We start from the raw sequence: 22,508 nt of genomic DNA on the forward strand, positions 1-22,508 counted from the left end.
ATCGGAAGCCGCGATAGAGCGATTAGTCGTTGCGTCTTGTCATCTGCTGCCAAACTGTACCGCTGGCAGCTTCTCCCCGTTCGATCCGCTGTACAGCCATTTGCACCTGCAAGCTGACTTCGAACTCAGGATCGTTCTGGGCTGCGTGCAGGGCTTCCAGGGCTGTCTCATCGCCTACTTCAAACAAATAGCGAGCGGCACGCCAGCGCACCAGCTTGTTCCGATCCTTGAGCGCCTCACACATCGGCCCAATCGCCCGGACATCGCCCAAATCGGACAGCGTGTCGCCAGCCGTCCTTCTCACGGAGACAGAGTCGTCCCGCAGCGCCTCGAACAACAACGGGAACACATTATCGCCGCCCACCATGCCGAGGTAGACGACAGCCAGCCTGCGAATGGAAGGCTTGGGATCGCGGAGCGCTTTTTCCAGGACAGGCAAGTCTGCCTCTGTCGGCTCCATCCGATCCAGCGCTTCATAGCGGTTTCGCCAATCCGGGTCGTCCAGCATCTCAAGCGTGACGACTTTTTTCTCGCGCTCCACTTCTTGCGGCGCTTCCCCAGGACCAAGCAGCATCGCCTGCTGGACGATTTCCTCCACGCGGCTTGGCGGGTAAGTCGCATCGACCTCTTGCGCTACTTCTTCGCCAATTTCGCGCAAATCGCCGTAACGCACGCCATGCTCCACCCATTTTCGCTCCATGATCAAGTTCGGCGAAGCAGATCCAGCCTGTACAGCAGCCTGTCCGAATCGCTCAGGCAGAGCTGCGCGAATTTGCTCCGTTCCCATCGTTACTTTCACTTGCATCGGCACGCCACGAAACATCTGGACGAATACTTGCGCCTCGCCGTAGGCTCCCGCCTGCTCAGCGGAGACGACAGGAATTGCCGTTCCTTTTCCTGCCTGCAAAATCTCCCGCGCTTCTGTCAAAATGCGCTGCCAGTCGGCATTCGACTTGCGCTCCAACGCCAGGAAGTCCGCCGTGTGAAAAATCGACGTCACTCCGTCAATGGCGAGCAGCTCCTGCATCAGTTCCGGCGCTTTCGCTGCTTCCGCCTTTGTATAAACATGTTGCACGCCGCCTGGCAGAGTCTCGTCCACGTTCAGCTTCATCACGTTCGGACTCGGCGTCGGTTCGATCGACAACAGTTTCATCTTTCGTCACTCCTTTTTCCGCAATGCTACCTCTCCCCTATGGTAGCACGGAAGCTCCTGCGTTTGCCAATCCGCAGGTGCAAGCAAAAGCAGTTTGCCTGCTACAGATTCAGCCTGTAGTAATCGTTGGCAGACTTCACGACGAAGCCGCAAGATTCGTACAGCCCCAGCGCCTTGCTGTTCTCACAGGCGACTTCCAGAGAGACGTGCTTGTAGCCTTCCTCTTCGATCAGCCGAATCGTTTGCGCCAACGCCTGACGGCCGTAGCCTTTGCCTTGATGGTCGGGATGGACGCAAAATCCGTAAATGAACGCCTTCGCATCTTTGCGGCTCACACTGATTTTGCCGACCGCTTCCTCTTCTACAATCACCAAGTATGTACGGGAGTTGAGATCGCTTGCCATCATCTCGGCCATCTCTCGCACCTGTTGTTCTTCCATTTGAAAACCGTGCACATTGAGTTGAATCAGCGTCTCGTAATCGTCAGCCGTTTCCGGGCGGATTCGCAACGTGTCGTTACAGGTCTGACGCCCGCCCTCGCCCAAGTCCATCCAGTGCTCCGAATGTTCGTACGTCGCGCCGATTTGCTGCATGTACGCTGCTCCGGACTGCGAGTTGTGCTGGACGATAAAGAGGAGCGAAGGAATTTCCCGTTGTTTGCACGCTTCTTCGGCAGCTCGCTGCAAACTGGAAAAAATTCCTTTTCGGCGATAGTCAGGGTGTACCATGCCGCTCGCTTCTGCCTCTTTCCTGTGGAAAACGTACAAGCCGAGGAATCCGACCAGTTTGCCGTCCGCGTAGCAGAGAAAATCTTCCGTATGTTTGCCTGAGCGGTTTCGCAGCATGTCCGGGTTGATTTTCAGATCAATCCCGTCATGTTCGTTGCATAATCGAACCAATTCGTTAATTTGCGCCAATTCCTCTGCGGTCAATGTTTGTTTCGCTACGATCTCGTATGTCAAAAGCCTCGCTCCTTTTTCGTTAAAAATAATGCCTTCTCATTTCTTCGATCATTTCATCCAGGTTGTTTGCCACTTGCGGAATCGTGTAGCCGACGTACAGGGGCGACGTCACAAAGCGCGGGATGGCTTTCGCAATCAGCTTTTCTTTCCATTGATAAAAGAAAAAGTTGTAGCTCTGGTTGCGCGGATTGACGTGATGCAAAATCCAGTGCGCCAATATTTGCAAGTATTCGGCCATTTTGGGCAGCCGATCCAAGTCCTCCAAAATGACATTGTATTCAAAAAAGCCCGCTCGCGGATGCGTGGAGAGGGTGCAGGAAATCCCTGCTTCCTTGTCGATCGTAATGCCCATAAAGTCGCTGTCCTTCACTTGCGAGCGATAGTCGTAGCCAGTCAGGCCGACAATCTGCATGTGCGGATGGCGAATGCTCCCGCCGGAATACGGGCCGTGGTTTTTGAAAAACAAAACCGAGCGAAAAGAACCGCTTCTCTCCATCTCCAGCCATTTCTCGACGCCAAAGGAGAGCAAAGCGTGCACATGCTCCCGGGAATACGTCGACCAGTCGCCGTTGCACTCCTCTGATTCAATCAACACTGTCTGATGCGTGTCTTGCAGGACGGGAAATTTGTTCATCAGCCAGATCATGGAACCTCGCTGCTCCAGGACGTCAGTCAAACTGCCGCGATCACAGAAAGGACACGCTGTTTCCCGATTGATTACGCTCTCCGGCTTCTTTTTTCCGATGTGCATGTTAAAGTGCAAATGTGTCTGCGCCATACAAAGCGTCCCTCCATTTTCTGGATACTTTCACTTTACACTGAATTGTTTTGAAAATCATGCCGTAATTTCGCTCGCGGCACATTTTGGCCACAGAGAAAGCCTATTTTCCTTGATCTACGCGCTCGTTTCTTTTTTTACCCCAAATGGGTTGCATATAATGGGAGCAGTGAAAACCGGAAAGGTGTTGGATGCGATGGAAAAATCATTCTATTACCCGGTGAGCTGGAGCGAAGCACACCATTACAAGGCACTGCTCGATCAGGAGGGCGTTCCTTACGAGATTCAGTCTCCGCTCGACCTGCCCATTTTGGAAGAAGGGAAGCTGGCGATTGTCTTCCCGTCCATTCCGTTGCGTCTGTACGCCTGGGTGCGCACCTTGTTCTACCGCGACGGCTTGCGCTACCCTGATACCTTTTCTTCCTTCCGCTAAAAAGAAACCCGCGTACCTCTCCCGCCATCTCACATACGATAGTAGCAACGTTGTCGAGGGCGGCTGCCAAAGGGAGGTGAGGGAATGCCTGCATACAACATTCGCATCTCGATCAGAAGGCTAAAGCTCGATTTGTACGACGGCAATACGTTGATCCGCTCCTATCCGGTTGCGCTCGGCAAGATCGCGACGGAAACACCTCGTGGCGATTTTACGATCATCAACAAGGTTCCTTATCCCGACTCGTACCCGGGAGGACCGCTCAGCGTTTTCGGAACATACTGGCTGGGGCTGAGCAAACCTCATTACGGCATACACGGCACAAACAACCCATCCTCGATCGGGCACTACGTCTCGCACGGCTGCATTCGCATGTACAATCAGGATGTCAACGAACTGGCCAAAATCGTTCCCATCGGCACACCTGTCCGAATCCGCCTGCAATAAATGGCCGCGTGCACAGGCAAAGACCCGCCTCTTCATTTTCGAAAAGGCGGGTCTTTTTTACATGAGGTGCTTATCCGTTTCATCGACCGTTTTTTGGTCATTCGTCTCCAAGTATACGAGAAATCTTCTGGCTTGCTTGTACATAATCGAAAGCGTCATTTCCCTGATTTTGTTCATGATCGCTTCTTTGTCCTTCGGATGGACTTCACAAGCGAGCCTTTCTTCTTGCAATACGAGGTAAGACATCACCCATTCCGGGTCCAGCTTATAGGCAGGCAACGACAGCGACTCCTCTACTCTAGTAATCCTCTCTAGTCTACAGGAAATTGTCATTGCTTTCCCAGCCTCAATAACTGGCTAGACAAACAGAGATTGGCACCCTGCCAATTACTTCCCTTGCTCCAACTCTTCGATCAGGGCAGACAACTCCGCCCAGCGCTCTACTGCCGCTTCCAGATCGGCAGTCACTTGCTGTTCTTCCGCGAACAGCTTTTCTACCTTGCCGTAGTCGCTGCCCGCTCCGGCAATTTCTTTTTTGAGCGTCGCGAGCCGTTCTTCGAAAGCTGCAATTTTGCCTTCGATCGTATCCCAATCCTTCTGATCCTTGTACGAAAGCTTTTTCGTGCGGTTGTTGCCACGCGTCGCCTGACTGCTCGCCTGCTTCTCGACGGATGGCTGTTGCCCCACGGAAGCTGTTGCTGCTGCGGTGTCCTCCACTCGCTTTTCTTCCAGATACTCGGAGTAATTGCCGATAAAATGGCGAATTTGTCCGTCTCCTTCAAAAGCAAACAGGTGGTCGACCGTGCGATCAAGGAAGTAGCGGTCATGGGAAACCGTGATGACCGCGCCAGGGAACTGCTCCAAATAATCTTCCAAAATGCTGAGCGTCTGGATATCGAGATCGTTGGTCGGCTCATCCAAAAACAGCACGTTCGGCTCGCCCATCAACGTGCGGAGCAAGTACAGCCTGCGCCGCTCGCCGCCAGACAGCTTGGCAATCGGCGTCCACTGCATGGCTGGGGAAAAGAGGAAACGCTCCAGCATTTGCGAAGCGGTAATCGCCTCGCCGTTGCTCGTCGTGATTACTTCTGCCGCTTCCTTCACATACTCGATCACGCGCAGCTTCTCGTTCATCTCCACGCTATCCTGCGTGTAGTAGGCGATTTTCACCGTCGTCCCGATATCGATCGTCCCGCTGTCAGGCTGGATTCGTCCGGCCAGCATGTTCAACAGCGTCGACTTGCCGCTGCCGTTTGGCCCGATGATCCCCACGCGATCACCTGGCAGGACGATATAGCTGAAGTCGTTGATGAGACTGCGGTCGCCGTATCCTTTTTGCACGTGCTCGATCTCGATGACCTTTTTGCCCAACCTGCTTGCACCAAGCGCCATCTCCAGCTTGGCTGTCGGGCCATCCACAGTCCGGTCGCGCAGCTCCTCTGCCCGCTGGACACGCGCTTTTTGCTTGGTCGTCCGCGCTTTGGCTCCCCTGCGCAGCCAGGCCAGCTCGCGGCGCAACAAATTTTGCCGCTTGTCTTCTGCTGCTGCCTCATTTTCTTCCCGCTCGGCTTTTTTCTCCAAAAACGTGGCGTAGTTGCCTTCGTAGCTGTACAGCTTGCCGCGATCCAGCTCAAACGTGCGGTTCGTCACCCGGTCGAGGAAGTAGCGATCGTGCGTGACGAGCAGCAAAGCGCCCTTGTAGCGGGACAAAAATTCCTCCAGCCACTCTACCGTCTCATTGTCGATATGGTTCGTCGGCTCGTCCAAAATCAGCAAATCGGCTGGCTGAATCAGCGCCCGCGCCATGGCTACCCGCTTGCGTTGGCCCCCGGACAGCTCTTTGACTTTTTGCGAAAAGTTGTGCAGCCCGAGCTTCGTCAAAATCGTCTTGGCCTGCGTATTGCTCTCCCACGCATCAACTGCGTCCATCCGCCCTTGTACAGCGAACAGGCGCGCCTGCTTTTTCTCGTCCTGCGGATCTGCCTGAACGGCTTCCAGCGCGATTTCGTACTCACGCAGCAGCTGGATCAGCGGAGACTCTCCGTAGAACACTTGCTCCAATACGGTTGATTCCTCATCAAAGCTTGGGTTTTGCGGCAAGTATTCGACGTGAAAATGGTTGGCGTGAATGATTTTTCCGCTGTCTGGCGTATCTTGTCCCGCCATGATGCGCAACAGCGAAGACTTTCCTGTACCGTTGACTCCGATCAGCCCGATCCGTTGCTGCTCTGCGATATGGAAGGAAATATGATCAAACAAAATCTTGTCTCCGTAGCTTTTGGAGAGGTTTTCTACTGAAATAATTTGCATGGTCTTCACCTGTACTTTTCTATTTGCCCTCTCCAGTTGAAAGGGATGCTATCTTATGATCGTACCATTTTTTTCGTGCAAGCTCTAGGATTCTCTGCCCGGTTCCTGTCCGGCATGCAAAAAAGCAGGCGCACTTCACTCGTCGTGAGTACGCCCCGCCTGTTGGTTCAGCTCGTCAGCCATCGCTCCGTTTGCGACAATAGCTCCCCTATTTTCTGGTCGCGCACCACAAAATCCGCCCAGTCATCGAGCGGCGTCGGCTCCTGATTGACAATCACCAGTCTCGCCCCGCTTTCTTTCGCTCGCTGGGGAAACCAGTTAGCCGGACTGACTGTCAGCGAAGAGCCGAGCACGAGGAACAGCGAAGCGCTCTCAGCCCACTCGACGGCTTGCTCAACCTGCGTCGGCGGCAAAGCTTCTCCGAACAAGACGACATCGGGACGGACAAAGCCTCCGCACGCACACCTAGTCCCGTCTGCCTGCAAATACCGCTCGCTGGAATAGCGCTCCTGGCAACGAATGCAGCTAACCGTGCTCAATGTGCCATGCAGTTGCGCCACTGCCTGGCTCCCTGCCCGCTGGTGAAAGCCGTCTACATTTTGCGTGATAATGCCTTCGACCAGCCCGCGCTGCTCCCATTTTGCCAGCAACTCGTGTCCTGCATGCGGCTGGCAGGCCAGCAACCCTTCGATCCGCTTGCGGTAAAAAGCGGCGAACTCGTCCCGGTTCTCGCGCATCGCTTTCGTGCTGGCGAGCTGCTGGGGGTCCAATCCGCGCCACAATCCGGTCTGGGAACGAAAATCAGGCAGACCGCTTTCGGTAGACATGCCTGCACCTGTAAAGACAATCGTTCGAGGTGATTGTTGCAGCCATTTGGCCAGCGACTCCATCTGCATCCCTCCGCTTTTTTGCTCTCATTGTAAAGGAAGAAAAAGGAAGTGTACAGCAAATAAGGAGTCTTGTGTCTCGTACGTTAGCTAATACGTTCCGGCATATCCATATTGCTGCGGATAAGACGCCTGAGGCTGTTGCTGGAGCTGAGGCTGGCTGGGCGGGTAATACGTGTACCCGGACAGTTCCGGATAGTGCGTGTACTGTCCGTACTCCGGCGCCTGGGCATAAGCGGCGGCATCGTAATAATAGGAGCTTGTCGGCCATTGGCTGGAATAGCCGTAGTGCGGAAGCTGGCTGGACGGGCTGTTCCATTGGTTCGTGCCTTGGTTTGCGCCCGGATTCGAGCCTTGGTTCGCTCCCGGATTCGCCCCTCGCTGGCAACCAAGCGGCGGACCGATGACAACGGTTCGGGGGATCGGAGCAAAAGTGTCCTTGACCTTCGCTTCGTCCAGGCAGTACGTGTGCGCCCATACGCTTGCCGGGGTCAGTCGCAGGATGTCGGAGCCAAAGATCACTTCCGGCACCGGAGCGTCAAAAACGGCTATCAGATGCGTATCGTCCGTCAGGGCAATCTCGTAATGCCACCAGCCCTGCGGCACATTCGCCACTTGCCTCGGCTTGATATGGAAAGTAAGCAACTGGTTCGTGAATGGATTAATAATGGAAACGGCTGCCTCGCCGGACACACAGTAAACCAGTTCGGAAGCGTTTTGATGAATATGTGGCTCAATCACGTTTCCAGTCGTCAAAAAGATGTCGAGCAGCGAAGTGTTGCCCAGCGTGTTCAACTGCTGGATGCCGAGAGAATCGATGAAGTTGCCCGCGTCTTTTCGAAAAAACGTGTTGTTGCGCATATCGTACGTAAATTGCGTATTCGGCGAAGTATAGTCCCGATAAGTGGTAGCCATCTGTCCCGTCTTCCCTCCAACGTTCTGGGTATATGTCTCATAGGTATCCATATTCCCGAACGCCCAGTTGGTGCGCCTATGTTTTCAACGAGGCAGCCTGGATTCAGCTCGCACGGCTCGTTGCATTGGCACTCCCTCTCCTGATCGGCATATCGTAATAAGAGTCGCGCCAAGTCCTCATGGGAGGTGAGTGGAAGTGGCCACCTATTTCGTCTCGGACATTCACGGCCAGAACCAGGCATTTCGCAGAGCATTGCGCGATGCCTCCTTTTCCCCGCAAACGGGAGATCGTCTCTATGTGATCGGCGATATGATCGACCGCGGCCCGGAATCGAAGGAAGTGCTGTTCGACCTGTTTACCTTGCAAAAGCAATATCCAAACCAGGTCTTTCTCCTGAAAGGCAATCACGAGCAGATGCTGGAGGATTGGCTGAAAGGACAAGGAAACCCGGAGCTGTACTTGCGTTACAACGGCGGAGATGCCACGATCCGTTCGCTCTTGGGAAACCACCCTCTGCGCCGGGCTTTTCTCCATTCCATGCCATCCAGCGCCGAACAGGAGGAAGCTCGACGGCTGATTCAGAGCGAGTATCCCGGACTGTTGCCGGCCTTGTCCGCCTTGCCGTTGTACATGGAGCTTCCAGCCGATCCGCAGACGGGAGCGCCCGCTGTTCTGCTCGTCCACGCGGGCATTCGTCCCGGCATTCCGCTGCGCCAGCAAAATCCAGAAGATCTCCTGTGGATTCGCGAGCCCTTCTACCTTTATTATGAAGGAGACAGGCCAATCGTCTTCGGTCATACCCCGGTGCCTCGTTTGCCTGACTATGAAGGCTATGGTCCCTGGCGGCGCGGCAACCTGATCGGCATCGATGGCGGTGCCGCTTATCGGCGAGGAGTATTGTTGGTAGAGTGGCCCTCTCTGCAATCGATCTTTGTCCCTGTTGGCGACGTCCAGCCTGCCATGCAAGTACGCGTCATCTGACGGCGACACTACCTGTAGCCCTAGCGCTTCGGGTAGCGCCTCTATCCTGTTTTTGGTACAAGCACAAGCCTTTCCCTTTGAAAAATTGTTACTTTTTATAATCTACTTCCGAATCGTAATATGGTAAGATATGAACGAGGTGTTGTTATGAAACGTCAACAAGTGATGGAACAATCCATGTTTGCGGCTTGGGGCTTGTCCCTGATTGCCACGGCTGGAAGTCTGTTTTTTTCGGAAGTATTGAAGTACATACCGTGTGATTTGTGCTGGTACCAGCGCATCCTGATGTATCCGCTCATCATTTTGCTCGGAGTGGCGTCCGCGAAAAAGGACTACAAAATGTCCTCGTACGCCTTGATTCTCTCTTTGATCGGCGGCTGCATCTCCCTCTATCATTACTTGATCCAAAAGGTTCCCTTCCTGCATGAGCTGGGCAACGCTTGCGGCATTGTCCCCTGCAATACGGACTACATCAACTGGTTCGGGTTTATCACCATTCCTTTTCTGGCGCTAGTCGCATTTGCTTTGATCAGTATTTTGCTGTTCATCGTCATGAAAAACGCAAAGGAGAATTGATGCATGAAAAAGATTATTTTCCTGTCTATCCTGGTAGCAGCGCTCCTGATCGGCGCGATTGTGTACTCGGATATGTCCAACCGCCAGGCGGCTGCCGGCAATCCTTACGGCAAAGCCAACCTGAATCCGGCTACTATCGAGCAATTGCAAGACCCGCTGTACGACAACCTGATCATGCCGGACGAGCTGAAGAGCAAGATCGCGGGCAAAGAAGACTTGTACGTCTACTACTACAGCCCGCTGTGCGAGCATTGCCGCGCTACGACACCTGTTTTGGTGCCGATCGTCAAAGACATGCAAATCGACATGAAAAAGCACAACCTGCTCGAATTTAACGCAAGCTGGGATGATTTCCAGATCGAGTTCACCCCGACTCTCGTTCACTACAAAGACGGCAAGGAAGTAGCTCGTCTGGTAGGTGGCCACGAAGCCGACCAGTGGAAGAAATGGCTGGAAGAGCAGAAAAAATCATAGCGGACAAAAGGCCCCGGACGCGAAAGCTCCAGGGCCTTTTCTCGTATCGGTGACAAAACTGTGAACGAAAACAGCCAGAAATAGCCCGAAAGAGTCATTAGGCTTTTGGAAACGAATGCCTATAATGGATACTGGGTATATTCCAGGAAAACGGAGGTAATGGTGTTGACCCTTATATACTTGACCGAGACCTTTGGCTTTCGGGCGACGTGGAACCCGGAGCTTTTTCTGTTGACGGCTCTGATCGGACTGGCTTACTTTTCCTTGACAGGACCTTTGCGCCATACTTTCCCTGACGCCAAACCTGCTTCGCTCAAACAGAAACTATCGTTTTCCCTCGGCTTGCTGCTGTTTTACTTCGGCATGGGCAGCCCCTTGAATGTCGCGGGCCACTTTTTGTTCAGCGCCCATATGCTTCAGCAGTCGATTCTCTATCTCGTGATGCCTTTGTTGCTGTTGGCCGGCACACCGCCCTGGCTCATGCGCTTCCTTTTTTACCGCAAAGGGTTGAAAGGGTTTTTGCGCGTGGTCAGCCATCCGATCCCTGCCGTCCTTTTGTTCAATGCCCTATTCTCGTTTTATCACATGCCTGTTATTCTAGACATGACGATGAACAATTTGGCGGCGCACAACCTGATTCACCTGTTGCTCCTGGTGACAGCGCTTTGGATGTGGCTTCCTGTAATCGCTCCCATCCCGGAGATCCATCGGCTGTCCGAGCTGCAAAAGCTGGCTTATATTTTTGCCAACGGCGTGCTGATTACGCCAGCCTGTGCGCTGATCATTTTCTCCGAGTCGGCGCTTTACGAGACGTATGTAAACGGGCCTTCCATGCTGTGCGCGCCGTTTTTCTCCGCTCCGATCGACAAATCGATGTTCGCCGTTCCCCTGCCGCCGTTGGAGGATCAGCGTCTGGGCGGAATCATCATGAAGCTGTTGCAGGAATTGACGTACGGTTCCGTGCTCGCTTACGTCTTCGCAGCCTGGTACCGGAGAGAGAAAGACCAGCCTGACGATGGACTGATGCCGCAGTAACCGTCCGCGAGTTGTTCTGCCTCGCCATTTGAAAAAGGAGGAATCCGGCGTGCCACTCACCCCAACTGCCGCCACTCGACTCAGACGGCTCGTGCTTTTGTTGCCGCTCTTTGTCCTTGCCGCTCTCATCGCTTCGTGGCTTTGGCTCACCCCTTCGGAGGTCTCAGCCAAGTTGCCGGATGCACAGCTGCAAACTTTGGATGGAGCCGCCTACTCCCTCTCTCCCAAGCCGGGAACCGTCCGGCTGGTCGAGCTGATTTATACTCGCTGTCCCGATATTTGCCCTACCACCACGATCAAGATGGTGCAGTTGCAAAAACGTCTGCAGGAAGCGGGGGTTATGGGAAAAGGCGTCGACTTTTTGACGATCACGATCGATCCGCAAAACGATACGCCTGACGTCTTGCGCTACTATGCCCGGCAGCTCGGCATTGCAGAAGACGGCTGGACGATCTTGCGCGGCGACGAAGAGACGATTCGCACGGTGACGAGTTCGCTCGGCTTTTTTGCCAAAAAGACGGATGACGGGTTCATCTCCCACACGTCGAGCACTTATCTTGTCGATCAAAACAACGCGGTTATTCGCAAATTCGGCATGGGGGAAGATTTTGATCCCGAGCAAATTTATCAAGAGTTGTTGAACTTGAAGAAGGAAGGGTAACGCAAATGAAACGCTTTTTCACGCTGTTCCTGTCCGTGCTGACCGTTCTGGCTGCGGCATGCTCCAACCAGAATGACCAGGGGATGGAGGCTGCTTCCGGCGCCCCTGTGGACGCCGCATTTACGCTGGAACCAACGGAGCCTGTAGCTGGAGGCACGATTACGTTTTCGGTCAAGGTGACCCAGGAAGGAAAGCCGGTAGATGATGCGCGCGAAGTATCGTTTGAATGGTGGAAGGATGGCCAGGAAAAGCATGAGACGATCCCGGCAAAGCTCGTAGCCGACGGCGTCTATACGGCGCAGCAGACGATCAGCGAGCCTGGCTCCTACTTTGTCTACTATCACGTCACCGCCCGCGACTTCCACAACATGCGCAAAACACCGTTTACGGTAAAAGCAGCCGACAGCAACTCCCCTGCTGGCGCTAACGCCACGGAGCAGACGGCAACAGGGCACGAGCATCACGGCCAAGCCGCTTCCGGTGAAGCGCATGCGCCAAGCGGAGTCGATTTTCACCTCATGCCGCCAGACGAGCTTGCAGCGCAGTCAGAGGCAACGATGCTCGTTCACCTGATGAAAGACAACCAGCCGTTCTCAGGCGGCACGGTCAAATTCGAATTTTGGACGGGAAATGAGGCCAAGCACAGCTTCGTCGATGCCAAAGAAAGCAGTGCCGGGCAGTACGAAGGCAAGCTGACCTTTCCCGCTGCTGGCGACTACACCGTGAAAGTCCATCTAGAAAAAGGCGATATTCACGACCATAAAGATTTTGCGGTCACCGTCAAGTAACAGCGCGCTGCCCTGCTTGCGGCAAACCGCAAACAAAAACGGCCATTCCCTGAACGCGGGAAGGCCGTTTTGTTTTGATCAGCATGTAAAGTAAGCAATCCGATCCAGTTCCAAACCGTAGTATTCCCAGCGGTTTTGTCTCCAGCGATAGCCAGTCACGGATGTACGGCCGATGAAAACAGGGTAAAACCAGAAGGAACGGCCATTTTTCAGCCAAATATACGTATAGCGATATAAGCAGGGATAGAAGCCGCCCGGTTCAATTCGCCTTGTTCCCCCATACCCTCGCGATCCCGGTGAGCTGGGCGTCCTTCCTGGGGGTGGACCTGGTGGTGGCGGAGGAAAGCCTCCAGATGAACCTCCGGGTGGCGGCGGCGGCGGTGGATAACCTCCTGGGGGATACTGATATGACATGACGTTTCACCTCCTACAAGTCTCCCTATAAGAGATGCAGCAAACGCACAGATGGACTGTGCGTTTGTCCGCGGTCATTCACCTATTTTTTCCGCTACTGCCTCTGCCTGCTTGTGTCGCGCTCATGAAAAAAGACGGTGCAATCGCACCGTCGCTAACTGTATTAATAAGGCCGTCCACCCATAATGAAGCGGTATTCCCAATGCGTATTTTTGAAGTCGGTCACTTTCACTCCGCCGGATTCTTTCGAAAACGTATGCAGCAGCTTGTTGTCGCCCATGTAGATGCCTACGTGGGTAATGCTCTGCTTCGGCACATTGATTCCTTTGTAATCGGATTCCTTGTAGCCTTTATACGCCATGAAGAAAACGAGGTCGCCTTTTTTCAGCTTGTTGATATCCGTGGTGTACGTGCCATTTTTTTTCACAAAGTCGGCTTGTGAACGCGCTCCCCCATTGCCCATGTCGATATCGGCACCATCGCGGTACGCCCACATCGTAAATTCGGAGCAATCCATCGTCTTTTTGTTGGAACGGGTCGAGCTGTATTCATAAGGTGTGCCCAAATATTTTTTGCCTGCCGCAATCACGTTATCTGCGATCTCGCCAGAGTTGGAGCCTTCCTCCTGGCCTGGGTCCGGAGTCGGGGTCGTGCCTGTCCCGTTGTCCAAAACGGCAATTCGGCGCGCACCTACCAACTTTTTCGTATAATCGCTGACGTTTTTCAAAACGACTGCGTCTTCGCCCTGCGAAGAGTATATGTACTGGTCATTTCCGATATAGATGCCCATGAAGCTCGGCTTTCCTTTCCCATTCGAGGAAAAGAACAGCAAGTCTCCTGGCTCGATTTTGTCGGCAGAGACGGCCTCTCCCGCCTTGTACAACTCATCAATCGTGTCGTCGATGGTCAGCCCGGCTTTTTTGTACACATAAGTGGCCAAGCCTGCTGAACCGAATGAGTTGGGTCCTACTGCCCCGTACTTATAGTCCTTGCCGAGCAACGATTGTGTCAGCTTGACAATTTCCTCCGCTTTCACAGAAGATTGTGAATCCACAGTCTTAGCTGCTGCCTGTCCACCTTCCGCGAACAGAAGCAGGGATGTACTTAGCATGACGGCGACAGTCGACTTTTGCAACCAATCTCGTTTCGTCATTCGTTCTCCTCCTGGCTGTGTTTTTCCCAACAGATTGGGTACAAACCCACTTTACTGGAAAAAGCGTATGTGTATAAGTCTGTAAATCTTTCCAATTGAGGATTTGATTACATAGTCGGATGACCATAGCCCTAGCTTTTGCCCGCTTCGGAATCACTCGCCCCTCTCTTCGCTCTCACGGCAAAAAGGCCCTTGTCCGCTTTTGGGACAAACGCCTGCCCGGTTTTGTTTGGTTACGCCTGCTTTCGATTCGGCAGCTTTCTGCGCGGGAGTTTGCTGCCCGCTGTCACCTTGCGCAAAAACTCCACCGTTTCTCCCATTTTCAGCTTGTGGGAGCCTTTGACCAGTATGGTAGTGTCCGGTTTCACGCGTTTGGCGAGACTGCGGTGCAAGACTTCCTTGTTTGCGCAATGCATCACCCGCTCTGCCGGAAAGCCTGCGCGAATGGCTGCACGCGCGATATGGCGGGCACTGCTGCCGAACGTATACAAGTAGTCTACATTTTTGCTGCTCAAATACTGCCCGACTTCTTCATGTCCCTGTACTTCGTATTTGCCCATCTCCAGCATGCTCGCCAAAACAGCTACTTTTGTACCGTGTTCAGACTGGCTGAGGACGTCGATTGCCGCCTTGGCTGCATCCGGGTTGGAGCTGTACGTGTCGTCGAGAACTTGCACGTTGTTGTTCAGGCGATAGCAGACCAGTCGTTTTTTTTGCGGCTGAAATTGGCGCAATCCTTGCCGGATATCCGCGAGCGGTATGCCGAGCGTGTGCGCCACGGCGATCGCTGCCAAAGCATTGTACACGTTATGTCCTCCCAGCGTCGGGATGAAAAACGCCTCGCTTTGCTGTCCGATCTGGCAGACAAAAGAGATTCCGTCTGCCTCCATCACGATGTGCTCCGCCCGATAATCAGCTTCCTGCTCGATCCCGAACGTGACGAATCTGCCAGCAAAGCTTCCTCTGAAAGGCTGCCCGGCAAATCGGCGGGAGTAAGGACAGTCCCGATTGATAAACACGGTTCCTGTCGGCTTCATGTTGCGAATCAGCTCCGATTTTGCCATCGCGAGGCGCCCTGCCTTGCCTTCAAAGTTGCCAATGTGCGCCGTGCCAATATTCGTAATCACGCCCATGTTCGGTTGAATGATCCGGCAATGCTGTTGAATGTGCCCGCTTCGCAAGATTCCAAACTCAAGCACAGCCGCCTCGTGCTCGTCCCGCAAGCGTTTGACATGCGCTCGCGTATTGCCGAGAAAATTTTTGTTGTACATCGACCGATACGTGGACATACGTCTATTCAAGATCGCGAAGATCATTTCTTTTGTCGTTGTTTTTCCCGCGCTCCCTGTGACTGCGATCACTGGCTTGTTCAGAATCAGCGTTTTTTGCGGCCTGGTTTTTCCTGCCTTTTTCTTCACTGACAATCCCCCCTCTGCCTCCCTCTCCCAATCAGCTTTCCTATTGTATGAGCGGCTGAGACAGCCTGTATAGACCGTCATCTATGAAAACGTTCCGCTTCTATCCAAAACAAGCAGGCAACTTTTGGAATAGAGTAGATGGGAGAGGTGAAGCCAATGAACAAGAAAGTCACGATCGCCGCAGTAGGCGATATTCTCATGTGGAAGAATCAAGTGGCTTGCGCCAAGCTGGCTTCAGCCGATCAATATTCCTTTGCCGATATGTTCGCCCCTGTTGCTCCGCTTTTGACAGGTGCCGATCTGACCATTGGCAATCTGGAGACGACCTTTTCCGGAAAGAGTCAACCTTATCAGATCGGCTCGGCGCGCACAGGCTACCCCAGATTCAATTGTCCTGACGAGCTGGCGCGCGATCTCAAACAAGTCGGCTTCGACCTTTTGACGACCGTAAACAACCACTGTCTGGACGGAGGGCCAAACGGACTTTTCCGCACACTGGACGTGCTGGATCGCCACAAGCTCGCTCACACAGGCACGTACCGCTCCTTGCAAGACTCGACCGTCCCTTTGATCCAGGAAGTAAACGGAATCCGCATCGCTGTGCTCGCCTACACGTACGGCACGAACAAGCAGGTCATTCCCGAGCACATGCCGTGGCTGGTCAATCTCATCATGCGCGATGCCATTTTGCGCGACATCGCTTCCGTTCGCCCTCTCGTCGACCTCGTGATCGTCTCGCTGCACTTCGGCGTGGAGTTCCGCTACACTCCGACCGCCAATCAGCGACTGCTCGTACAAAGCTTGCTCGACCACGGAGCAGATGTCATTCTCGGCGCGCATCCTCACGTCTTGCAGCCTGTCGTCGCACCGACCGCCACTCTGGCAACTGGAGAGAAAAAACGCACACTGGTCGCCTACTCGCTGGGGAATTTCACTTCGGAAAAAATGCTCAGCTTCGATCAATCGCAAATCGGTGCCATTCTGCGCTTTTCTGTAGAAAAGGAGGCAGAGGGTCGGGTATCCATCGGGCGAATATCCGTCATTCCCACCTATTGCCAACGTTACACGTATGGCGGGCGCGTCCGTTTTCGCGTCGTTCCCATACGCTCCTATTTGAGGCGTCCCGACATCCACCTCCCGCTCATGCAGCGAAAAAAACTGCGCCTGATGTGGGACCGCGCTGTTCGCATCATCGGCCGGAAGCCAGGCATTTTGATCGAGTAGGAGGGAGCGTTTCGTCCTTGCTCCCTCTGTTTTTTTATAGCTTTGATAGCATGGAAAAATGGAACAAGAGCAAATTATTCGGAAGAGACATCCGAACGCTCTGAGCTGAATCTATAGCCAAGGAAGACGTCATACCAGCAATGGGCTGACCAATAGTCATGTGCGGGTATGCCCGTTTTGCCAGCCGACTGGAATACAATCGGGTTCGCTCGTCCGTGTCCAAAAGCTGCTAGTTCTTTCTTCCCACCATGAAAAAAGGGGTGCGACTGCCAATGGCAATCACACCCTTTTCTATTTGCGTTCGATTACAGCACGCACTTTTGATAGCCTGCCGCCGTCTGCTCGGAGGCCCCCTCGTCTGCTTTGCTCGGCTCTGTCGCCAACACTTGTTTCAAAATCTGGGTGGCCCGCTCCAAATCCAGACCTTTGACCAGCGCAATTTCGCTGCTTATCAGCTGTTGGGCATTATCGAGCATCAGCTTGTCGCTCGTTCCCAATATTTTCCCTTTGCTGATCACCCATAAATCCCGAACCACTTCCGCGTGCTCATGAATATCGCCACGCTTCATTTTTTCCGTGTTCAGCTTGAATCGCTGTGCCGCATTCAGCGCGGAGTCAGGGCTCCTTTCTTGCATCGCTGCCAACACATTGTCCAAAATGTCGGCATCTACAATCATCCGAATCCCCAGCGCGGACATCTTTTCAACGGGGACCATGATATTTAACTCTCTTTGCAGCATATGGAGCACATAATAGAGGTGCTTCTCACCCAGAAACTCTTTTTCCTCCATGGCGTCAATTACGCCTGCCCCGTGCATCGGGTAAAAAATCTTGTCTCCAACCTGAAACATACGTCCACCTCCTACAATGCGATCTTCTCCATTATAACACAGTTATTGATTTTAAAATTTTTAATTTTATCATGCACATTTATTTTAAGTCAATATCTTCTTTTGGATAAAAATACATAAACTTTTGTGAACAAGCCAGACAGACGAAAAAGCCAGGGACGGTCTACCGACTCACGTCGCTTTCGACCATTCCTGGCTCTTTTTTTGCCCGCCCCATTTGAACACGAGCATGCCAACGATCACAACCAGTACACCGCTTAGCTGCTTCCATGTAAAAGGAACTTGGGTCAGCCCCATCCATCCCAACGAATCCCACAGCAGGGCAAAGCTGAGCTGCGAGGTCAACGCGATGGAGACGGCAAGCGTCGGACCCAGCAGGCGGATTCCTTGTACCAGGCAAGTGACCACTCCCACCCCGATCAGCCCGCTAAACCAGTACCACGGCTGCATGTTGCGCCATTCCCACAGCTTTTCCCCCTCAAACAAAAGGCCGCACACGAGCGAGGCCAAAAACCCCATCCCCAGCACCAAAGTCGTCGTCGTCCACGACCCAGCCCGCTCGTTGACCTTGCTGTTGAAAACATTTTGCAAGCTGACCAGTGAGCCGGCCACGATCGCGAGAACAAGTCCTGCAAGCATCGTATTCCCCCTCCTACTCGTATAAATGCGGATTGGCTACTTTTTGCAAGCCTTGTCTGTCTTTGATCAACAAATGCGTCTTCTCGCGCTCGACCAATCCAGTTTGACGAAACTGCTGAAGAACGCGATTCACGTGGCGAGAGCTGGTGCCGATCAGATTGGCTGCATCGGACAGGCTCGCCGAGCTTACTTGTCCTCTGAGGCTAGAATCCCCGTCCTCAAAGCACACCGACAACAAATAACTCGCCAGTCGCACTTCTACCGGGTACAGCAAGTTGAAGCTTAAATCGTTCGACTTGACGGTAAATTTTTTCGTAATAATCTCCAGCAAAAAGTGTAAAAACGGCGCATGATTGCTCGCGTATTTTCTCAGGAAACGGAAAGGCACGGCAAGCAGCACAGACGGTGCTACCGCCTCAACGGTGTTCATTGTCTCCATTTCCCGCACGTATTCAATATCCCCGATCACCTCAAGCGGCGTCTTGAACGACAGGATCAGCGTCTTGCCTTCCTGCGAGTTTGTAAATATTTTCAGCTTCCCGCTCACCAGCACATAAAGCGTGTCCGCGCTCGCTCCCTGGGAACAGATAAGCTCTCCCCGCTCCAAATAGCAAAGCGTCATATGCGCCTGCAGCTCCTCGGGGAAAACCGTTTCCAACTGATACGCCTGCAAATAATGGTTTTGCTCTTCACGATCTTGCGTTACTCGCATGACTGGCTCTTCCCCCGCTTTCTGCTCTCTATCCGCTTGATGATCCGATCAAGCTTTTAGTATGACCACTCCTGCGATCATCAAGCCGATTCCGACCACGTGCGGCCACGTTACCTGCTGTTTCTTCACTCCAAACCAGCCCTTGCTGTCGATGAGAAACGTCAACCCAAGCTGTGCTATCAGCAGCGTCGAAATCGTCAGCGTCACTCCGATCTGTTGGATCGCAAAGACATTGCCGAAAATAATGATGGCGGCAAAAGCACCTCCAAACCGATACAGCGGCTTCACTTGCCGCAGTGCCTGCCAGTTTGCCCTTCGGCTGGCGAGCAGCACGAAAAGAGCGGCGACAAAGCCCGTCAACTGAGTCAATGTCGCGGCTTGCCACGTTCCGATGTCGTAGCTGATCCGGGCGTTTGCCACTCCTTGCAAAGTGAGGAATGCCCCTGCGAAAAATGCAAAAAGGATGCCTTTCAATTCCCTCTCCCCCATTCCCTCCTTCATTAAAAAACAGATGCAGGCTTGCAGGGAAGGACATATGTCCTGAAAAAGAAAGAACCCTCGGATTGATCCTGAAGGCTGTCGATGTTGGTTTAGGAAAAGCGGTTGAGAGGGCCGAACTTGCCGCTGCATTTCCCCTTTGATCGGTTACTGCTCCCGATTCCCGTTCCCGGTTTGAACGTCACTTGCAACTTGCAGCTTGCAGTTCGTCCCCTGCTGGATACGAGCGGATTGCAGCTCGCCCGGGCTTGCTATCCAACTCCTCACGGGCGTTTTTGCCTAAATTTTAGCATATTCACCAAAAACCCGTTACTTTTTTCCTGTTCATACGACATACTCAATGTATGCCATTTGTAAAAACATAGGAGGAAGTATGAACAGGAAAAAGACCATCTTAGCACATGGCTTGGCCCTCACGCTGAAGTCGCGGCAACACCTGGCTTTGCCGCAGCTGGACACAACTGCTTTGCCCACATTTTAAGCCATAAGTTTGGCGCACAACACTTAGGAGGAGATTCTTATTTCTACACGTAAACGGTTGTTCATGTATATTGTTTTTCTGATCATTGCAGTATTCATGCTCGATGTTATTCTGTACTGCGAGCAGCTGTTGAAAGAAGAGGCGGCGCTTACTTTCGAACGCTTGCCGTTTCTCTTGTTCACCACTTTATACCCTGTTCTCATCGGGCTGGTTTTTGCCCTGCCGACCTTTATCCAGACATGCGTGACGAAAGGAAGCTGGACATTCGATTGGCTGCCTTTTACCGTGCTCGGCATTCCTGCTCTTCTCATGGATCTGATTTTTCTCGTTTACTTCTATCCCGTAGAAATAGACATACCGTTGTCTTTCTTCGCTGAATACGGAAGCCAGGCTTCGATTATTTGCGGTCTGGCGTTTGGCTATCTTGCTTTGTCTTGCTGGAAAAAGAAAGCGGCGGCGGCTGTTTTGTCTCTGTAGACAGTTTTTTGTCAAAATCGCTTCGGTTCAGGAGTCTATGAATCGAAGCGATTCCGCTCTTCCCTATCCCCTGGAGCAAAGGAGACGAAACATGAACCGTCTGGATTTGATCTCGTACGTTTTTCCTAACAAGCATGCTGCTGAAAAAGAATGGTGCTATTACTTTTCCCAATTGCTAAAAGAGGTTCCCCACTTCCAGGAGATCGACCAGCTCCGTCCTTTATTTTCCGGCTCGGCAATGCCGGCAACAGATTTTCGCACGGGAAATGCAGCATTTCCCGCCATACTGTTTCATTCGCCAATAGCGTTCAAGCTGAAAGTGGCAGATTTGCTTATTTCCGATCGCAAATCTGCGGGTATCGAGCTGACTAGCTTGAACCGTTTGAACGCGGAGCTACCCCAGACGCCGGAACAGTCTGCTGGCATCGACATTTCCCAGCTGTATCATCAACTGAAAGGCAGGCTGACAGGAGTCGATCATACGGGAGTCAATATCCCGGTTACGCTCATGCCACGTCCAGAATGGGATGAATTCCTCACCACGCTTTCCACCGTTTGCAACTTGTACCGCTACCCGGATGAAGACTGGCCGTTCATTATCCCGGCGGAAGCGGAGGAGCATGCGACAAACATTACGGATTTCTCGGTGAAACGAACGCCGAAGTTTGAACTGGTCTACGATTCGTATACATCCAAGCCGCTTATTCAGTTTGCCTTGGAAACAAATATGTCACGCGAAGAAATGGAGACGCTGTTCCCCGCCCCCAACGGATTTGCCATTCCCGGACTGGAAGAGATTTTTCGCTGCGTCGTCATCAAAAGCCCGTGGGATCATGGACTGGGCTTCCGCTTTGATTTGTACTACAAATCGGAAGGAAAGGGGCTGTCCGACTGGGAGACGGGCGAATGGCTTATTAAAAACGGCGGAAAAATTTGCGGGTAAGATTTATGCAGACCAGGGTTTTGGGGTTTTGGGGTTTTGGGGTTTTGGGGTTTTGGGGTTTTTGGGCTTCCGGTCTGTTTGCCTTGTGTGGTATGCCTGCCGTTTTCAGTCGAATAACAAAACTAACAAATGCAGCTTCGGCCACACAAAACGTAAAAAGCCACTGAGAATTATGGATAGCAGGTGAAATACGATCATTTTCGAGCCGATTATTATGAAAAATTCCATGTAACCACCTCTTTGCTCTCTAGCTCTCGCTCACCTGACTGGCAGATCATCTCATTTTCCTTTCCAATGCGCGTATTTTCTTCATTTCTTCTTCATCAGCGGTGGCAGAGTAAAAATTACTATTTATTTCTATAATCAAATAATTGATTGCATGCTTTTTACTGTCAAGTGGAACGATCACGACAGCATCCTCGTAAGACCCTATTAGATTGTTGGAAGTATAAGCATTTCTATGCTCACAAACTTATGACAATTTATTCATAAAATAAAACTATATATGATTGGAAAAATATGGTATATTGAAACAGATGTTACCGATAGGAGAGGCAGGGGAATCACTATGTTCAAAAACACTGTTTTTTCAGCATTAGGCGTAGCGTTATTTGCTACCATCCTGACATCTCAGGTTCAAGCCGCAGAAGTAAACTTGCCGGCAAACGATGGCAAGAGTGCGCCAACTACCGTTCGTTGGCAGGCAGACTCCTCCTTTGCTGCTAAAGCGAAAGGATGGAGCTCCGAGGAGAAATGGATCAAAAAATCTTCTGCTGTCCCGCAAGGTTGGGTCGTCATTCGCGAAGATCTCGGTTCAAAACTAATCAAAAATACAGCAGGCGCGCCATTTGGCGAGGAATTGCGAGTCAGCAAATACTCTCCCGTTCCGGTAGGATGGGTCGTTTTGCGAGATGAAGTAGCTGGCAGGGTGATAAAATGCACAACAGGAGCTTCTTATCGCCAAGAGTTCACTGTCACCAAATTCTCTCCGATTCCAACTGGCTGGGTTGTCTTGCGCGAGAATTATGACAGCAAAACAATCATGAATGCCAACGGCGCTCCTTATGGAACCGTATTGCTGGTCAGCAAATATTCTCCGATTCCGGCAGGATGGGTTTACGACGGACAACAGGTTACTGGCATGTACATTAAAAATATGAATAAATAGAAAACAATTCTGATCAAGCATATCAGAGAACAAGAACTGATGGATAAAGTATGAACTGTGACCCATAAGATGGGATGCCCCCCCTTGTGGGTCGTTTGTATTTTAATCAACCTAATCAGAACAAAGCGG

The 22,508-nt window shown here is 52.4% G+C and carries 25 protein-coding genes; 12 read left to right on the forward strand and 13 right to left on the reverse strand.

Annotated features, from left to right (window positions below; all coding sequences use genetic code 11):
- Positions 1-22: 22 nt before the first annotated feature.
- The 3 genes from DEP07_RS19170 to DEP07_RS19180 form a co-directional block, all read right to left on the reverse strand.
- Positions 23-1,153: a virulence factor gene (locus tag DEP07_RS19170; RefSeq protein ID WP_122964147.1), complete on the reverse strand. Its 1,131-nt coding sequence runs from the start codon at positions 1,151-1,153 to the stop codon at positions 23-25.
- A gap of 101 nt (positions 1,154-1,254) precedes the next feature.
- Positions 1,255-2,115 carry a GNAT family N-acetyltransferase gene (locus tag DEP07_RS19175; RefSeq protein ID WP_173597432.1) on the reverse strand — a complete coding sequence of 287 codons (861 nt, stop codon included), beginning with the start codon at positions 2,113-2,115 and terminating at the stop codon, positions 1,255-1,257.
- Positions 2,116-2,134: 19 nt separating this feature from the next.
- Complete coding sequence (locus DEP07_RS19180; RefSeq protein WP_287102905.1) at positions 2,135-2,893, reverse strand: DUF4931 domain-containing protein; 759 nt, start codon at positions 2,891-2,893, stop codon at positions 2,135-2,137.
- Positions 2,894-3,089: 196 nt separating this feature from the next.
- Here DEP07_RS19180 and DEP07_RS19185 point away from each other — a divergent pair, with 196 nt between their 5' ends.
- Together DEP07_RS19185 and DEP07_RS19190 are read left to right on the forward strand one after the other, a co-directional pair.
- Positions 3,090-3,326 carry a hypothetical protein gene (locus tag DEP07_RS19185; RefSeq protein ID WP_122904675.1) on the forward strand — a complete coding sequence of 79 codons (237 nt, stop codon included), beginning with the start codon at positions 3,090-3,092 and terminating at the stop codon, positions 3,324-3,326.
- An 84-nt stretch (positions 3,327-3,410) separates the two neighbouring features.
- Complete coding sequence (locus DEP07_RS19190) at positions 3,411-3,773, forward strand: L,D-transpeptidase (RefSeq protein ID WP_173598597.1); 363 nt, start codon at positions 3,411-3,413, stop codon at positions 3,771-3,773.
- A 57-nt stretch (positions 3,774-3,830) separates the two neighbouring features.
- Here DEP07_RS19190 and DEP07_RS19195 read toward each other — a convergent pair whose 3' ends face one another.
- From DEP07_RS19195 to DEP07_RS19210, 4 genes are all read right to left on the reverse strand, one after another.
- Positions 3,831-4,052, reverse strand: coding sequence for a hypothetical protein (locus DEP07_RS19195; protein ID WP_122964150.1), 222 nt, complete (start codon positions 4,050-4,052; stop codon positions 3,831-3,833).
- A 108-nt stretch (positions 4,053-4,160) separates the two neighbouring features.
- Entirely contained in the window at positions 4,161-6,083 is a 1,923-nt protein-coding gene (locus DEP07_RS19200; protein WP_287102906.1) for an ABC-F family ATP-binding cassette domain-containing protein, read from the reverse strand.
- Between the two features lie 167 nt (positions 6,084-6,250).
- Complete coding sequence (locus DEP07_RS19205) at positions 6,251-6,973, reverse strand: NAD-dependent deacylase (protein ID WP_173598599.1); 723 nt, start codon at positions 6,971-6,973, stop codon at positions 6,251-6,253.
- An 87-nt stretch (positions 6,974-7,060) separates the two neighbouring features.
- The gene (locus DEP07_RS19210) at positions 7,061-7,885 is read right to left on the reverse strand and encodes a cupin domain-containing protein (protein WP_122964153.1); all 825 of its coding nucleotides are present in this window, start codon (positions 7,883-7,885) and stop codon (positions 7,061-7,063) included.
- Positions 7,886-8,081: 196 nt separating this feature from the next.
- Between DEP07_RS19210 and DEP07_RS19215 the strand changes: the two genes are divergently transcribed.
- From DEP07_RS19215 to DEP07_RS19240, 6 genes are all read left to right on the forward strand, one after another.
- Positions 8,082-8,867 (forward strand): metallophosphoesterase family protein, encoded by a 786-nt coding sequence (locus DEP07_RS19215; protein ID WP_173597437.1) that lies wholly within the window; start codon positions 8,082-8,084, stop codon positions 8,865-8,867.
- 147 nt (positions 8,868-9,014) lie between these two features.
- A complete protein-coding gene (locus DEP07_RS19220) occupies positions 9,015-9,443 on the forward strand; it encodes a disulfide oxidoreductase (RefSeq protein WP_063231328.1) in 429 nt (142 codons plus the stop codon).
- 3 nt (positions 9,444-9,446) lie between these two features.
- The gene (locus DEP07_RS19225) at positions 9,447-9,917 is read left to right on the forward strand and encodes a thioredoxin family protein (RefSeq protein WP_122964156.1); all 471 of its coding nucleotides are present in this window, start codon (positions 9,447-9,449) and stop codon (positions 9,915-9,917) included.
- Positions 9,918-10,082: 165 nt separating this feature from the next.
- Complete coding sequence (gene ctaG / locus DEP07_RS19230; RefSeq protein ID WP_063231423.1) at positions 10,083-10,952, forward strand: cytochrome c oxidase assembly factor CtaG; 870 nt, start codon at positions 10,083-10,085, stop codon at positions 10,950-10,952.
- Between the two features lie 49 nt (positions 10,953-11,001).
- Entirely contained in the window at positions 11,002-11,613 is a 612-nt protein-coding gene (locus DEP07_RS19235; protein WP_063231326.1) for an SCO family protein, read from the forward strand.
- Positions 11,614-11,618: 5 nt separating this feature from the next.
- The gene (locus DEP07_RS19240; RefSeq protein ID WP_173597438.1) at positions 11,619-12,401 is read left to right on the forward strand and encodes a FixH family protein; all 783 of its coding nucleotides are present in this window, start codon (positions 11,619-11,621) and stop codon (positions 12,399-12,401) included.
- A gap of 577 nt (positions 12,402-12,978) precedes the next feature.
- On the opposite strand, the gene DEP07_RS19245 is transcribed toward DEP07_RS19240, so the two are convergent.
- Together DEP07_RS19245 and DEP07_RS19250 are read right to left on the reverse strand one after the other, a co-directional pair.
- The gene (locus tag DEP07_RS19245) at positions 12,979-13,968 is read right to left on the reverse strand and encodes a C40 family peptidase (RefSeq protein ID WP_122964159.1); all 990 of its coding nucleotides are present in this window, start codon (positions 13,966-13,968) and stop codon (positions 12,979-12,981) included.
- A gap of 233 nt (positions 13,969-14,201) precedes the next feature.
- On the reverse strand, positions 14,202-15,392 hold the full coding sequence (locus DEP07_RS19250) for a UDP-N-acetylmuramoyl-tripeptide--D-alanyl-D-alanine ligase (protein WP_254223384.1): 1,191 nt from the start codon (positions 15,390-15,392) through the stop codon (positions 14,202-14,204).
- Positions 15,393-15,542: 150 nt separating this feature from the next.
- Here DEP07_RS19250 and DEP07_RS19255 point away from each other — a divergent pair, with 150 nt between their 5' ends.
- The gene (locus DEP07_RS19255; RefSeq protein WP_274875162.1) at positions 15,543-16,610 is read left to right on the forward strand and encodes a CapA family protein; all 1,068 of its coding nucleotides are present in this window, start codon (positions 15,543-15,545) and stop codon (positions 16,608-16,610) included.
- Positions 16,611-16,915: 305 nt separating this feature from the next.
- Here the strand turns inward: DEP07_RS19255 and DEP07_RS19260 are convergent, their stop codons facing one another.
- From DEP07_RS19260 to DEP07_RS19275, 4 genes are all read right to left on the reverse strand, one after another.
- The gene (locus DEP07_RS19260) at positions 16,916-17,461 is read right to left on the reverse strand and encodes a CarD family transcriptional regulator (RefSeq protein ID WP_122964162.1); all 546 of its coding nucleotides are present in this window, start codon (positions 17,459-17,461) and stop codon (positions 16,916-16,918) included.
- Positions 17,462-17,632: 171 nt separating this feature from the next.
- The gene (locus tag DEP07_RS19265; RefSeq protein WP_122964163.1) at positions 17,633-18,100 is read right to left on the reverse strand and encodes a DMT family transporter; all 468 of its coding nucleotides are present in this window, start codon (positions 18,098-18,100) and stop codon (positions 17,633-17,635) included.
- Positions 18,101-18,113: 13 nt separating this feature from the next.
- The gene (locus DEP07_RS19270) at positions 18,114-18,812 is read right to left on the reverse strand and encodes a Crp/Fnr family transcriptional regulator (RefSeq protein ID WP_242771979.1); all 699 of its coding nucleotides are present in this window, start codon (positions 18,810-18,812) and stop codon (positions 18,114-18,116) included.
- 48 nt (positions 18,813-18,860) lie between these two features.
- Positions 18,861-19,286, reverse strand: coding sequence for a DMT family transporter (locus DEP07_RS19275; RefSeq protein WP_217022434.1), 426 nt, complete (start codon positions 19,284-19,286; stop codon positions 18,861-18,863).
- A 601-nt stretch (positions 19,287-19,887) separates the two neighbouring features.
- Here DEP07_RS19275 and DEP07_RS19280 point away from each other — a divergent pair.
- The 3 genes from DEP07_RS19280 (at position 19,888) to DEP07_RS19290 (ending at position 22,379) form a co-directional block, all read left to right on the forward strand.
- Positions 19,888-20,268 carry a hypothetical protein gene (locus DEP07_RS19280; protein WP_233454076.1) on the forward strand — a complete coding sequence of 127 codons (381 nt, stop codon included), beginning with the start codon at positions 19,888-19,890 and terminating at the stop codon, positions 20,266-20,268.
- Between the two features lie 91 nt (positions 20,269-20,359).
- A complete protein-coding gene (locus tag DEP07_RS19285; protein WP_281869799.1) occupies positions 20,360-21,211 on the forward strand; it encodes a hypothetical protein in 852 nt (283 codons plus the stop codon).
- A 568-nt stretch (positions 21,212-21,779) separates the two neighbouring features.
- Positions 21,780-22,379, forward strand: a complete 600-nt coding sequence (locus tag DEP07_RS19290) for a hypothetical protein (protein ID WP_173598605.1) — start codon at positions 21,780-21,782, stop codon at positions 22,377-22,379.
- Positions 22,380-22,508: the final 129 nt, after the last annotated feature.

The organism is Brevibacillus sp., from assembly GCF_003521185.1.
Taxonomy (GTDB): Bacteria; Bacillota; Bacilli; order Brevibacillales; family Brevibacillaceae; genus Brevibacillus; species Brevibacillus parabrevis.